We start from the raw sequence: 13,351 nt of genomic DNA, 5'->3' as shown, positions 1-13,351 counted from the left end.
AAATTGAATGCTGGAAGGATCTTGAATAGTAGTCATGTTTTGTTTCACATCCCATAATAATTAGTTTGTTAAAATACATTCGCTTTTCGGTGTGATAAGTCTTATTTATTATAGTTAGATAAACATTTTTATAAAGGTTTATAAAATAGGTAAACAAAACATTGAAATGTTTAATTTTGATGTGTTAAGATGATGAAGTGATAATAAACGTTATTGTAATTTGTTTGTTTTTAAATAAACATTTTGAAGGAGTGTTTAGTATGAGTGATATTTCAGAGAAGTTTTGGGATGCGTCGGTAGAGGAATTGAAGAAAGGGTATGTATTTGACGAGGCAGCAGAGGAGTATATTTGTTTAGCTTGTGGAGAAACGTTTATTAAAGGGGTTATTTATCAAGAAAATCAAGTTTTGTATGAAGCAGAGAAGTTTGTACAGTTGCATATTCAAAATGAGCATACATCTATGTTTGAATATTTATTAAATCTTGATAAGAAGTTTACGGGTTTAACTGAGTTGCAAAAGAAAATGGTGCAGTTTTTCCATATGGGACTTAACGATAAAGAGATTGTAAAAGAAATGGATGGCGGGAGTACGTCGACAATTCGCAATCATCGATTTACATTGCGCGAGAAAATGAAGCAAGCGAAAGTATTTTTAGCGTTAATGGAATTGTCAGAAGAAAAATCAAAAGTTCAAACTAAATTTGTACCGATTCATAGAACAGCTACGATGGTGGATGATCGATACAATATTACAGAGGAAGAAAATGATGAAGTCTTAAAAGTACATTTTACAGAAGGTTTGGATGGACAGCTTTCTAAATTTCCGAAAAAGCAAAAGCGTAAATTAATTATATTACGTCATTTAGTGAAGAAATTCGATAGCAATAAAAAGTATACTGAAAAAGAAGTAAATACAGTTTTAGAAAATGTATATCCGGATTTTGTAACTTTGAGAAGATATTTAATCGAATATGGTTTTTTAGATAGAACAGCTGATGGAAGTCAATATTGGGTGAAGTTATAAGAATGAAGCAAAGAAAATGAATAGATGCACATAATAAAAACAACTATACAAAGAGATAAAGAATTACGGATACGAAAAATATGTCAAAGTTCTATGATGAATTTGAAAATAGTGAGTGGAATAAGCATTTACTTTAACGAGCAAACAGTATAGAAATGGTTGGCGCAATTACAACTATTTGAGCGCGGATTTAACCGTGCAGATTTTTAATAAAAGGAGAAATGAAATTTGAAACCACCTACAGATAATAATAAAGAAGGTGTAGAGTCACAGAAGTCAGAAACGGAACATAAGCCGATATGGAAATCAATGTCCATGTTTTTAGTGCCGTTACTTTTAAGTAATGTCTTACAATCGGTGGGACAGTTATTTGGAATGGTAGTAGTAGGAAGATGGCTTGGCGTAAATGATCTAGCAGCTATATCGGCTTTCTTCCCGTTATTTTTCCTACTCGTTTCATTTGTAATTGGAATTGGTTCTGGTAGTTCGATTTTAATTGGTCAGGCATTTGGTGCTAAAAATGAAGAGCGCTTAAAAGCTATCGTTGGTACGACGCTTACGTTTACTTTTATTATCGGAGTCGTGTTGGCGATAATAGGTAGTATTTTTGCGATGGATATTATGCGCCTTATGGGAACGCCAGAAAACATTATTGAAATAAGTGTGCATTACGCAAGAATTTTATTTATATCTATGCCAGTATTATTTTTATATTTTGCATACACAACATTTATGAGAGGTACAGGAGATTCTAAAACGCCATTTTACTTTTTAATCGTAAGTACAGCGCTAAATATGATCTTATTACCAATTCTTATTTTTGGTTGGTTAGGAGCTCCGAAATTAGATGTTTACGGAGCAGCATATGCTTCAGTTATATCTACAGTTATTACGTTTATTGTCATGCTAGTGTATTTAAAGAAGAAAAATCATCCACTGCAATTAGACGCTACAGTAAGAAAATATCTTCGTATGGACTGGGAGTTATTAAAGTTATTATTACGACTTGGTATTCCAGCGAGTATTAATATGATATTAGTTTCATTATCAGAAATTGCAGTAATCGCATTTGTGAATCGCTATGGATCAGATGCAACAGCCGCGTATGGTGTTGTGAACCAAGTTGCAAGTTATGTACAAATGCCAGCAGTTAGCCTCGGCATTACCGTATCAATTTTTGCAGCGCAATCAATTGGTGCAAACCAATTTGATCGATTACAGAAAGTTGTTAAGGCTGGAATTATCATGAATTATATCATTGGTGGTGTATTAATATCGCTTATTTACTTATTCTCAAGAGATATTTTAGCACTATTTTTGACAAGTCAAACTACAATTGAAATTGCTCATAGTTTAGTTATGATTACATTATGGAGTTACTTAATTTTCGGTCATGCACAAATTATTAGTGCGACAATGCGAGCGAGTGGTACAGTACTTTGGCCAACTGTGATTGGTGTGGTATCAATTTGGCTTGTTGAAGTACCTGTAGCGTATTATCTTTCTTACCATACGAATCTTGGTATAGAAGGAATTTGGATTGGATATCCAGCGGCATTTATCGTCAGCTTAATATTACAGTATGCATATTATAAGCTTTCATGGCAGAAGAAACGAATTACAAGATTAGTGAGTTAAAAGATGAAAATGTCCCTAAGTCTATAGACTTAGGGACATTTTTTTGATGAATGCTTATAAATAACTTTTTAAAGTTATGTCAAAATGTTGTCTAATGAGTTTTCCATTATTCATATAAAACTCCCAAGCTGTATCTGGCTCACCGATAATTTCAAATGAACCTTCTGTAATATATAAAGCGCAATTATCTTCTAATGCAATGCCCTCTATATTACCTTGGTGAGTTTGTAAAAACGTATGGAAGGCATTCATTCTATTTAATTGATTGTAATGAGGGCAAAATCTTTTGTTAACAATACTCCAGCCACTACTTTCTATATAACCAGAACCTTCATAATCTGAACGAATGCTAGATGTGAACCAACACATCGCACCGGCACTATATCCTGCAATAAGTGTTCCGCGTTTTAAAGCAAATAGTAACTTCTCATCTAGTTTATGTTCTTTCCATTGTTCAAGCATGTGAACGTAATTTCCACCGCCAAGATAAATTAAATCGGCAGAATGAATCATCTCATCTATTTCATATTTAGTAGGTGTTTCGGTTGAAATGCGTAAAATTTGAACCTCACAATGTAATTGCTTTTCAAATGTTTCTAAAAATAACTTTATATATCCTTCATCATCACGACTAGCTGTTGGAATGAATAATACTTTTGGGTATTGTTTATTTGTTAATTCTATAAGTCGTTCATTAATATGCAAGTGATTTGGATCTTGTAAATCACCGCCACCAATGACAGCTAATTTCATAGTAAAGCACCACCTAATAATATTTGTTATGTAAAAATTCGATAGCGGGGAGTTACATTCCTTCTGTGATTTAATGAATAAGGGGAAATAAAGTAAACAATATATTGAAATAGCATGAGGTATTGATAGCTGTAGATAGAAAGGAATTAGAAGCAGTTTATTCATATATAATACTGGATGATATTGTTTCAAAGTATGGAAACAATATGTTTAAATGAATATAACGACGTACTAATTAAGATTGAAAGAGTATTTATATTTAAAAAGTGCGGGGAATACCAGAGGTTTTACAAAAGTGGTTTTTACTTTTTATTGGAAGTTATTTTATAATATGGTAAAATTATATCAATATATTTATTAGTGTAGAATGAAAAGAGGGAGCGTGAAAGAGTGGATTTTCGATTTGAGTTTGCAGCGAAGGTGAAAGAATATTTAGATGATGAAAAAGATGAAAAAATAATAAAAGATGGACACAGAGATATAATTTTTAAATATTTATATCCGTTAGAGAGTGAAATTGGCATTTTTAAAAATCCTAACTTTACTTTTTTTGCATCAGGAAGACGTTCACATATAGTATTAGAAAATATCGAATTTAAAACAGAAGTAAACGTAGAAAGTAATATAATTGAAATTACAAAAATAGTGGATAATGTGGTAATTCCATTAGATACTATCGTAGCAAAAAATCGGGAATTATTTGCACTCGGGCGTAATGAGAAATTTAGTGTGCAAATATTAGAATATTATCTTTATGATACATTTGGAGAGAAGTTAGGCTTACAATGAATCGAACGCGGTACAGATAACTAATTAGTGGAGATTAGGATCCATTTAAGTATCAGTTAATATCATTCATGTTTGACCTTCTATATATTTTATACTACAATCTGTAGTGTGAAAGGGGCCATACGATGTTTACTCAAAACTACAAGTTAAATGAGCAAGGGTTAAATCACTTTTTCGGACCGCTTGAAGCGAAAATAATGGAAATTGTTTGGGCTACTGAGGGTATTACCATTAAAGATGTGCAACAGAAATTAAGTGAAGAATCCCCGGTGAATTTTAATACTGTAATGACAGTTATGAACAGATTAGTAGAGAAAGCACATTTAGAAAAGCATATCGTGAAAAGAAGTGGTATGTATCGTACTACACAAACGAAAGAAGAATTTTTATCTAATCAAACGAAGAAAATGACACAGGAATTAATGGGGGAATTTGGAGATCTTGTTGTGAACCATATGATAGATGAGTTAGAACAAGCTGATCCATCTTTAATAAAAAAATTAGAAGAGAAATTAAGTCAGCTAAAAAAAGAGGACCGATAAAATGAAGTGGCAAATGCGTAAAATCATTTTGTTAGCAGTGACTATTAGTGTTCTTTTTTTAAGTATGTTAGTATACTACGTCACATACCCATTTCTTTTTCAAAATAAAGCATTTTTTCTTTCACAATTTTGTTTATTTGAATTGCAACAACATATGAGAGAACTGTCAATACTCCGCATTATGATAGCCGGATTACTGTTATTTACTGTAATCATTATAAGTAAAAGAATTTGGAAGCAGTTTTTTTATAGTAAAAAATTGAAAAGAAATATCGTGTCTATTACTAGAAAAGGAAAGCAAGTGTACGTATTATCAACGTTACAGATTACGGCATTTACAATTGGATTATTTCGACCGAAAATTGTTATTTCAGAAGGGATGTTTCAGGCGTTTTCAGAGGAAGAAATTGATGCGATTGTATTACATGAGGAATATCATCAAAAAAATCGAGATCCATTAAAGTTATTTTTCTTTACATTGTTAGCTGAAGGAATGATGTACATTCCTATATTAAAAGGAATGCTGCAGCGTTATCATGTGTATCAGGAGCTATCAGCTGATAAATATGCGATGCAAAAAATGAAATCTTCATTTGAGCTAGGTAGTGCATTATTAAAGTTAATTAAAATAAAGACGATGGAAAATCAATGTATTACAGCTTCCTTTGCGAAAACTGCAATTAATTTACGGATTGAGCAAGTCTTGAATGAGAAAGTTGTTAAGCTGAATATACCATTACATACGAATTCAGTATATGTAACGTTAGGGCTATTTTGTATGTCGATTGTACTTATTGTTGGAGAATGCATATAGCCTCTTTTTTTAATAGTTAACACTACGTTTTGTAGTGTGTTTAGGAGGAAGAAAAGTGAAGAAACTAATTGCTATTATACTGGCCGGGGCACTAATTTGGGCCGGGGTTAACTTTTATAATACAAAGAAAGAAGAAAAAGAAAGAAAAGCGAAACAAGCGGAGTTACAAGAGAAAGAAGTATTGCCACAAGTGGGATTTAAAGCACCAAACATAACATTAAAAGGATTGGACGGTAAGCTGTATTCGTTAAATGATGCAAAGGGAAAACCATATGTTATTAATTTTTGGGCATCGTGGTGTGGTCCATGTGAAATGGAGGCTCCTGATTTAGTTCGTTTGTATGATAAATATAAAAAGGATGTTGAAATCTTTGCGGTAAATGCAACAATCGGGGATCCAGTACAAGAAGCGAGCGCATTTGCAGATCGCCATGGATTTAAATTTCCTGTTTTATTAGATATGGACGGAGTAGCTGGAATAGATTATAAAGTATTTTCTTTACCAACGACATTTTTTGTTAATAAAGATGGAATTATTGTAGATCATGCACGAGGGGTATTACCTCCAGATCAATTAGAAGAGAAGTTTAAGAAAATAATTGAGAATTAAGAGGGGATTTCATAGTGATGGAGTGGATGGTTAGGTTACAACCAGTTTCTCTGATAATAGGAAGTCTATTTGGATTTACTCTGATGAAACTAAGGATGAAACAACAAAATATTCAATATGAAAAAATGATGGATGCAGTAACGAATGGTTTTCTCATCATTGTATTAGTATGGAAATTCGCACCGGCAATTTTAAATCCGGTATGGGCCATTGGGGCGCCAATGCAAGCATTATTAGCTGTAGGAAGTATTCAGCATATTATAGTAGGTTTTATTATGGCTAGTATATACATTGTTTGGAAAAGTAAAAAGGAGCAATTTTCGCTTCGTATTTTACTTGATGCATGGCCTTTTGGACTATGTATGAGTATTATCTTTTATTTTCTATTCCATCAAGAAGTAGGTATACAAACGGCATTGCCATGGGGGATGAAAATATATGAATCTAAATTTTCATATCATCCTATTTTCGTGTATGAGATTATACTCGCACTCTGTATAATTGGCTCGTTATGGATTAAAAATGAAAGATTAGGAAATGGAAAGAATATAAGTGTTTTTCTAATTTGCGAAGGAATTGCTCATATCATTATTTCGCTTATTAGTGAACAAAATTCAGTTCTATTTGGTCTTTCAATACAGCAAATACTCAGTTTTTGTGTTATTAGTTTAGGGATTTTGTTAGTACCAAAAAAATAAAAATAACCATGTACGGAGAGCATCCATGCATGGTTATTTTTTTATCATCACATGAATTAAAAAATCGGCGGAGTAACAGAGAATAAAACAATCGCATTTTTCTCGAATTGATTTACCCATTTATGTTTTAAATAAGCTGGTATTTTTACGCTATCACCAGTTTCTAATGTGTATTCTTCTTCATTTAAGTGCAATGTGATTTTTCCGTCTAATACAAATGCTAATTCTTCTCCTTTATGTTCTAGCACATTTTCTGATGAAGCAGTATTCGGTGGGATAGTCATAATTGCTGTTGCTAAATTTCCTGTGAAATCAGGTGATAACAATTCATATGATAAATTATCGATAATCATTTTTTTTCTTTTATTAGAACGCACTATTAGATCGTCTGTATTATTTTCTTCAAGTAAAAAACTAAATGTTGGAACATCAAGAGCTTTTGCGAGTACCTTTAATGTTTGAATGGAAGGGTTAGCAGAACCACGTTCAATTTGACTAAGCATTGATGGTGTGATTTCAGCCATCTTTGCTAATTCTTTACTAGTTAATCCTTTTTCTTTTCTTTGTTTTTCGATTTTTTTACCGATATCTATATTCTCCATAATAAATGCTCCTTAATGATTATTAAATTATATTTAAATAAATTAAATTAAAATTAACTAAAATGAATTATTTATGTTAAACTATATTAAAATTAATTTAATTATAATTTATTATATGGCTAGCTACAAGGATATGAGGAGGAAGAGAAATGAAGGAGATAGAGGCATTGAAAGAGCAATACCCACTAGTAAATAACTTAATCGCAACAGAAGAAGTATTTTGGATAAACCCGAATATGGAAAAGTATGAAACAGCAATAAAAAATTCGCCACTTAATGAAGAACATGTAAAAGACGCGGAAGAGAGATTAAAGCGTTTTGCACCATATATTGCGAAAGTATTTCCTGAAACGAAAGAAACGAGCGGAATTATAGAATCTCCTTTAGTGAAAATACCTTCTATGAAACAATCTTTAGAGAAAAATTACGAGCAACCTATATGGGGAGAATTATTATTAAAGTGTGATAGTCATCTTCCAATATCAGGATCAATAAAGGCAAGAGGCGGCATTTATGAAGTGTTGAAACATGCAGAGAAACTGGCACTTCAGCATGGAATGTTAACAGAGAAAGATGATTATTCAATTTTAGATAGTGATAGATTTAGAGCTTTTTTTGCGAAGTATTCAATTGCAGTAGGTTCGACAGGAAACTTAGGACTGAGCATTGGGATTATGAGTGCGAAACTAGGATTTAATGTAACTGTTCATATGTCAGCAGATGCGAAACAATGGAAAAAAGATTTATTAAGAAGTAAAGGTGTAAATGTTATTGAATATGAAGCGGATTATAGTAAAGCAGTAGAAGAAGGAAGACTGCAAGCAGATGCAGATCCTAGCTGCTATTTTGTTGATGATGAAAACTCACATGATTTATTTTTAGGATACGCAGTAGCAGCGTCGCGTTTACAAAAACAATTAGAAGAGTTAGAGATTGCGGTAGATGAAGAACATCCTTTATTCGTTTATCTTCCGTGCGGAGTCGGCGGGGGACCTGGCGGAGTAGCATTCGGCTTAAAGTTATTGTATAAAGACAATGTGCATTGTTTCTTTGCTGAGCCTACGCACTCTCCATGTATGTTACTCGGTTTAATGACGGGGCTTCACGATAAAATTGCCGTTCAAGATATCGGGATTGATAATGTAACTGATGCGGATGGACTTGCGGTAGGAAGACCCTCTGGATTTGTCGGTAAAACGATGGAACCATTTTTAAGTGGAAATTACACAGTGAGTGATGAAGAGTTATATAGATTATTAAAAGAACTGGCTGATACTGAAAATATTTATTTAGAGCCTTCTGCGTTAGCGGGTATGGTAGGGCCGTTGAATGTATGTAAAGCTGAAAATGAGTATTTACAAAAATATAGGTTAACAGAGAAGGTAAAGAAAGGTACTCATATTGTGTGGGGAACTGGTGGGAGTATGGTTCCAGAAGACGTGATGAATGGGTATTATAAAACAGGTATGGAATTAACGTTAAAATAAAAATGAGGCTATTTACAGCCTCATTTTTTTCATGTACATAAAATTCTTTGTTATTTTCGCACTAGTTCTTTATAGTATAGATATAAAGGATTGCTAATATCGAATAAATATAACAAAAAAGCTTTATTTTACATAATTAAGAGGATGTGTGTATACGATGTCATTACAGACAAAATATATAGCGGGTATTTCGCTTGGGGTTATGGGCGTAGGTTTTGCGGCTTCAATCCCTTTTCAAGGAACGGTAGCTGGGGAGATTATTCAAGGGGGATTTGAAGCAGGGTTAGTTGGTGGACTTGCGGATTGGTTTGCGGTTACAGCTTTATTCCGTCATCCGTTAGGAATCCCAATTCCGCATACAGCATTATTACCTAAAAATCGGAAGCGGGTAACAAAGGGACTCGTTTCTACGTTAGAAAATGAATGGCTGACGAAAGAAAGTATTACAAGTAAAGTAAAAGAAATGCAGTTAGCGCAAATGGTACTGCAAATTGCTGAGAAAGAGTTACAGTCTGATGCTGTGAAAAAAGGGATTGTAACAATTGCTGAGAAAGCGATTCTTCAAATAGATACAGAAAAATTAGCTGTTATTATTGAAAAAGAATTAAAAACGTATTTGCATACAATTAACACAAGTAACATATTACAAGTGCTTGTTGATCAATTAGTTGTGCAAGAATATGATGAAAAGACACTTGATTACATATTAGTAAAAGTGAAAGATTGGACAGCGCAAGATGAAGCACGTTATCAGCTAGGAAGCTTAGGTATGAAGGCGATGGAAAACATAAAAGTAGATGGATTCCTGCAGTTTACTTTGAAATCGTTTATGAATATTGTTGATGAAGATAAAATTGGCGGCATTTTGCAGAAGTTTATCATTAGCAATATTAACAGCTTGCAAGATGCTGATAATAGCACAAGACAACTTATATTAGCGAAGATTCGTCAAGAAATTATAAATGTAAAAGAAAATGAATCTTTATTACAGGAATTAGAGAATTGGAAAGAAAAATGGATTGCCAATTGGGATGCTACTGACAAAATAAAAGAGATGCTAGAGCAAGTACAGAGTAGGGCAGTTACCTTTGTGAAAAATGAAGAATTTGCCGATAAATATGTTGTTCCATTCTTACAAACACAAATGAATAAAATAAAAGAAGACGAACTGACTGTTCAAAAAATAGAAGATTGGTTACAAAAACAAGTTGTTACTATTGTTGAAAAAAATCATTCGAAAATTGGAAAGCTTGTGCAAGAAAACCTTGATAAGTTAGATGATAAAACATTAATCGAAATGATTGAAAATAATGTCGGTAAAGATTTGCAGTGGATCCGAGTGAACGGGGCGGTTTGCGGATTTATGATTGGATTAGTGTTAGAAGGAATTAAAGCGATTATATGAGAAAAACCGTCCGCAATTGCGGACGGTTTTTTATTTTTCAATAACACTCATATTCAAATTATAAGCTTTCTCAATATTTAACTTGTACGTGCCATTTCCAGTTTTAATCGAATTTTTATACCAATGTTCTTGGTTGTTTAATTCTGGATGTTCTTCTGAAGAAGTATTTTCTTTTTTCGTTAAATCTTCGACTTGTTCCCAAGGTGTGCTTCCATGTGTTTCTTTTTGATTTGTTACTGCTGTTAAAGATACATCACTCTCTTTTGCAAGATGGACAGACACTCTTGAGCTTTCCTGTACAAACCAATTATTTTGTAATTGACCTGGATAAAGAGATAGTTCGTTATTTGAAGCACGGATTTCCACATTTTTATTTTGCGGAAGAACAAGCGTTGGTTTCACCTGTGGTGCTGAATTAAATAACGTATGCTGAACAGGTAATGATTTTAAAGTGATATACAGCGTTTCTCCAGCCATTTGAACTGAAAGGAAATCATCTTGTTTTAAATTGAGTTTTTCATTTGCTTTCGTCGTCATTTCATACGTTCCCAAAAGGTGAATTTGATTTGTATTATTTCCCTCTATCGTTAGAGGCTGATGCCCTGCATCTACTACGATTTTTTTGATAGATTCAGGTATATCAAATTGTCCGTCTGGAATATTACTCGTTTGCCTCGTTGTGTTAATAGAGTGACGAACTTCTTCTAGTAATCCAGTTGATAATAAACAGTAAAAAGCAATTCCGACGCTTCCTAAAACGCCGATAAAGAAAATACTAAAAATATCATATTTAATAAATGATTGTTCCTTCTTAGAAAATAGAAGATATAGTAAAACTTCAGCTCCAAGTATGATAAGTAAAACTGGCCACCATGCAGTTAGTGTATCTAATACTTGAATTCCTTTTACGACTGAAAATAGTAAAAAGCATCCTAATGATATAATAGAAAGCCCCATTGAGAATGTTCCAACACGCCAAGTCCTCATTCGCTTGTCCCACCTTTGTTTTCTTTATTTCCAAGTAACAATTTAAAGCCGCCGCCAATTAAAAGGAGCGCAACGATAGATGTCTGGAAATAGCGATAGTATAGTTCACTAAGATGAATATTAAATATAGTTACAAAATAATCATTCAAAATAGGAAGGACTGTTTGATTTAATAAATAATAAACACCTAATGCAATTAATCCAATACCGATCCATCTTTGATGATTTATAAAATAATCGATAATGGGTTCGTCTTGTACTCGTTCTTTTCCGTATTTTGCTGTTTGCTGTAACGCATCAAAAAAGCTATAGAACCAAATGATTGGTACTAAAAATAAAAACGCAGAAAGTCTTAATAAGTCGAGCAAATAAATGGATAGTAAAAAGGCTGCCATAAGCTGAAGACCACGGCGCTGTAAGCCTAAATACATATGTCCTGCTCCAGGAAACATTGCTAAAATGGAAGCGAATGTTTTATTTTTCTTTCCTTGTTCTCGGTGCTCTTCAAACTCTTCGAAAATAGTACGGTCATCTAGTTGCTCTCCGCGTTCTTTTTTCTGTAGTTGTTGAACAACATCGAAGAAATTATAAATCCATAAAACAGGTAACGTCACGAGAAAGATAAGGAAACTTTCTTGAGATGTTAAAAGGGCAACGAAAATGATCATACTTCCGATTCCTGTACAAGCTACTAAAAATGTAAGGCCACGTTGCATAAGTCCTATTTGAAAATGACCAAGTCCAGGGATAATTGATAGAAGAATGATATAAAATCGTTCGCTCTCTTTAGAGGACTCTGTAAATTCTCCGGCAGCTTGTTTTTTCGATTGATTAATAATAGTGATAACTAAATCTAATAAATTGATCGCCCATAACACGACTAGTAAAAATAGAGAAAGAAAAGCAATATCACGCTCTCCTAATGCTATTGTGCAAAATGCTGCAAAGATAAATAGAAATACAGCCCCTCCGCTATATAAAATAAACCGTCCAAACTTCTTTAAATATAAATGTCCAAGCCCAGGAATTAGTCCTAATACAAGTGCTAAAAAAGGGTTTTTATTCATGCTTTGAACCTCCGTCCTTTTTTGATGTGTCTACCGATTTGTTTACAATTTGTTGTGAGATAGAAGACTCGTTATGTTTTGAAGATTTCTCGAAATTTGATGTCGCTGTAAAAATATATTGGAATAAACCACTTACCATAAAAATAATTGTAGCCGCAGTCGCAATTATGTAGTGAATAATTGTGCGTTTTAGTGAGTTTGTTTTTATATTTTCATTAGACTGTAGTGTTTCAAAATTAATTTGCGTCATAACTTCGTTCGTAAATGAATCATCATTTATCATTGGAAGGTTTTCATGTTGTTCATCAATACTTTCCATATAAAGTGCTAAACAATGATCACATTCATAAAGATGTTCTTCCATAGATTCACGTTCATTGCTTTCTATAAAATCTAATGTATAATTGCGCCAATCTTCTTTTGAATAATGCATCATAGAAACTCTTCCTCCTTCCAATGTTTTTTAATCCATTTTCTTGCCCGATACAGTTTCATTTCGACTGTTTTCACTTCGATATTTTCCTGAAAAGCAATTTCTTGATAACTTTTTTCCTCTAAATAATGCGCGAGAACGACATCACGGTAATTTTCCGGAAGTTCTCTTAGTTTTTGAGCAATCAATAATTTTTGTTCTTTCGTCAATAGTAAAGCTTCAATGTTATGAGAGGATTTTATATTTTCCTCAGTTTCTTTACATAAGGAGAGTTCTTCGTGTTCTCTAGCTTTCTTCCTTTTATAATCAATAGCGTGATTAGTGGCAATGCGTGCCATCCACGTTTTTAATCCGCGAAATTGATAATTAGGGAGAGAGCTGTGAATTTTTACGAATACTTCTTGTGTAACATCTTTAGCATCTTCTTCATGTCTTAAAATAGAAAAGATAACTTGAAAAATATAATGACGATATGTTTGTACAAGGATACGAAAAGCATGC

General features: G+C 33.0%; 15 protein-coding genes. 9 read left to right on the top strand and 6 right to left on the bottom strand.

Going from position 1 to position 13,351, the window contains the following annotated elements:
- The first annotated feature begins 260 nt into the window (after positions 1-260).
- Entirely contained in the window at positions 261-1,025 is a 765-nt protein-coding gene (locus QCI75_RS18210) for a DUF2087 domain-containing protein (protein ID WP_144506773.1), read from the top strand.
- 228 nt (positions 1,026-1,253) lie between these two features.
- Positions 1,254-2,663 carry an MATE family efflux transporter gene (locus QCI75_RS18205; protein WP_353760958.1) on the top strand — a complete coding sequence of 470 codons (1,410 nt, stop codon included), beginning with the start codon at positions 1,254-1,256 and terminating at the stop codon, positions 2,661-2,663.
- A 54-nt stretch (positions 2,664-2,717) separates the two neighbouring features.
- On the opposite strand, the gene QCI75_RS18200 is transcribed toward QCI75_RS18205, so the two are convergent.
- Entirely contained in the window at positions 2,718-3,416 is a 699-nt protein-coding gene (locus QCI75_RS18200; protein ID WP_071745048.1) for a peptidase E, read from the bottom strand.
- Between the two features lie 390 nt (positions 3,417-3,806).
- On the opposite strand from QCI75_RS18200, the gene QCI75_RS18195 reads away from it, so the two are divergent.
- The 5 genes from QCI75_RS18195 to QCI75_RS18175 all read left to right on the top strand — a co-directional run bounded on the left by QCI75_RS18195 (position 3,807) and on the right by QCI75_RS18175 (position 6,869).
- Entirely contained in the window at positions 3,807-4,205 is a 399-nt protein-coding gene (locus tag QCI75_RS18195) for a DUF3942 family protein (protein ID WP_142395710.1), read from the top strand.
- 125 nt (positions 4,206-4,330) lie between these two features.
- Positions 4,331-4,747 (top strand): BlaI/MecI/CopY family transcriptional regulator, encoded by a 417-nt coding sequence (locus tag QCI75_RS18190; protein WP_078175715.1) that lies wholly within the window; start codon positions 4,331-4,333, stop codon positions 4,745-4,747.
- A 1-nt stretch (position 4,748) separates the two neighbouring features.
- Positions 4,749-5,561 (top strand): M56 family metallopeptidase, encoded by an 813-nt coding sequence (locus tag QCI75_RS18185; RefSeq protein ID WP_144506772.1) that lies wholly within the window; start codon positions 4,749-4,751, stop codon positions 5,559-5,561.
- Positions 5,562-5,616: 55 nt separating this feature from the next.
- Positions 5,617-6,171, top strand: a complete 555-nt coding sequence (locus QCI75_RS18180) for a TlpA family protein disulfide reductase (RefSeq protein ID WP_098776949.1) — start codon at positions 5,617-5,619, stop codon at positions 6,169-6,171.
- A gap of 14 nt (positions 6,172-6,185) precedes the next feature.
- Positions 6,186-6,869, top strand: coding sequence for a prolipoprotein diacylglyceryl transferase family protein (locus QCI75_RS18175; RefSeq protein ID WP_144506771.1), 684 nt, complete (start codon positions 6,186-6,188; stop codon positions 6,867-6,869).
- 56 nt (positions 6,870-6,925) lie between these two features.
- Here the strand turns inward: QCI75_RS18175 and QCI75_RS18170 are convergent, their stop codons facing one another.
- Positions 6,926-7,471, bottom strand: a complete 546-nt coding sequence (locus QCI75_RS18170; RefSeq protein ID WP_088078268.1) for a helix-turn-helix domain-containing protein — start codon at positions 7,469-7,471, stop codon at positions 6,926-6,928.
- Between the two features lie 149 nt (positions 7,472-7,620).
- Between QCI75_RS18170 and QCI75_RS18165 the strand changes: the two genes are divergently transcribed.
- Both QCI75_RS18165 and QCI75_RS18160 read left to right on the top strand, forming a co-directional pair.
- Positions 7,621-8,958 carry a D-serine ammonia-lyase gene (locus QCI75_RS18165; RefSeq protein WP_353760957.1) on the top strand — a complete coding sequence of 446 codons (1,338 nt, stop codon included), beginning with the start codon at positions 7,621-7,623 and terminating at the stop codon, positions 8,956-8,958.
- Between the two features lie 157 nt (positions 8,959-9,115).
- Complete coding sequence (locus tag QCI75_RS18160; RefSeq protein WP_144506769.1) at positions 9,116-10,363, top strand: DUF445 domain-containing protein; 1,248 nt, start codon at positions 9,116-9,118, stop codon at positions 10,361-10,363.
- A 30-nt stretch (positions 10,364-10,393) separates the two neighbouring features.
- Here QCI75_RS18160 and exsE read toward each other — a convergent pair whose 3' ends face one another.
- Genes exsE through QCI75_RS18140 form a run of 4 tightly spaced genes read right to left on the bottom strand, consistent with a single transcriptional unit; the run spans position 10,394 to position 13,338 of the window.
- The gene (gene exsE, locus QCI75_RS18155; protein ID WP_353760956.1) at positions 10,394-11,350 is read right to left on the bottom strand and encodes an exosporium protein ExsE; all 957 of its coding nucleotides are present in this window, start codon (positions 11,348-11,350) and stop codon (positions 10,394-10,396) included.
- A complete protein-coding gene (locus tag QCI75_RS18150; protein WP_144506767.1) occupies positions 11,347-12,417 on the bottom strand; it encodes a hypothetical protein in 1,071 nt (356 codons plus the stop codon). The genes exsE and QCI75_RS18150 overlap by 4 nt, the downstream gene beginning before the upstream one ends.
- Positions 12,410-12,853 carry a hypothetical protein gene (locus QCI75_RS18145; RefSeq protein WP_064473365.1) on the bottom strand — a complete coding sequence of 148 codons (444 nt, stop codon included), beginning with the start codon at positions 12,851-12,853 and terminating at the stop codon, positions 12,410-12,412. Before QCI75_RS18145 ends, QCI75_RS18150 begins: the two co-directional genes overlap by 8 nt.
- Positions 12,850-13,338 (bottom strand): RNA polymerase sigma factor, encoded by a 489-nt coding sequence (locus QCI75_RS18140; RefSeq protein WP_071733781.1) that lies wholly within the window; start codon positions 13,336-13,338, stop codon positions 12,850-12,852. The genes QCI75_RS18145 and QCI75_RS18140 overlap by 4 nt, the downstream gene beginning before the upstream one ends.
- Between the last annotated feature and the right edge of the window lie 13 nt (positions 13,339-13,351).

The sequence above is a fragment of the Bacillus cereus group sp. RP43 genome (assembly GCF_040459645.1).
GTDB classification, from domain to species: Bacteria; Bacillota; Bacilli; order Bacillales; family Bacillaceae_G; genus Bacillus_A; species Bacillus_A mycoides_C.
This window is presented reverse-complemented; position numbering and strand designations above follow the sequence as displayed.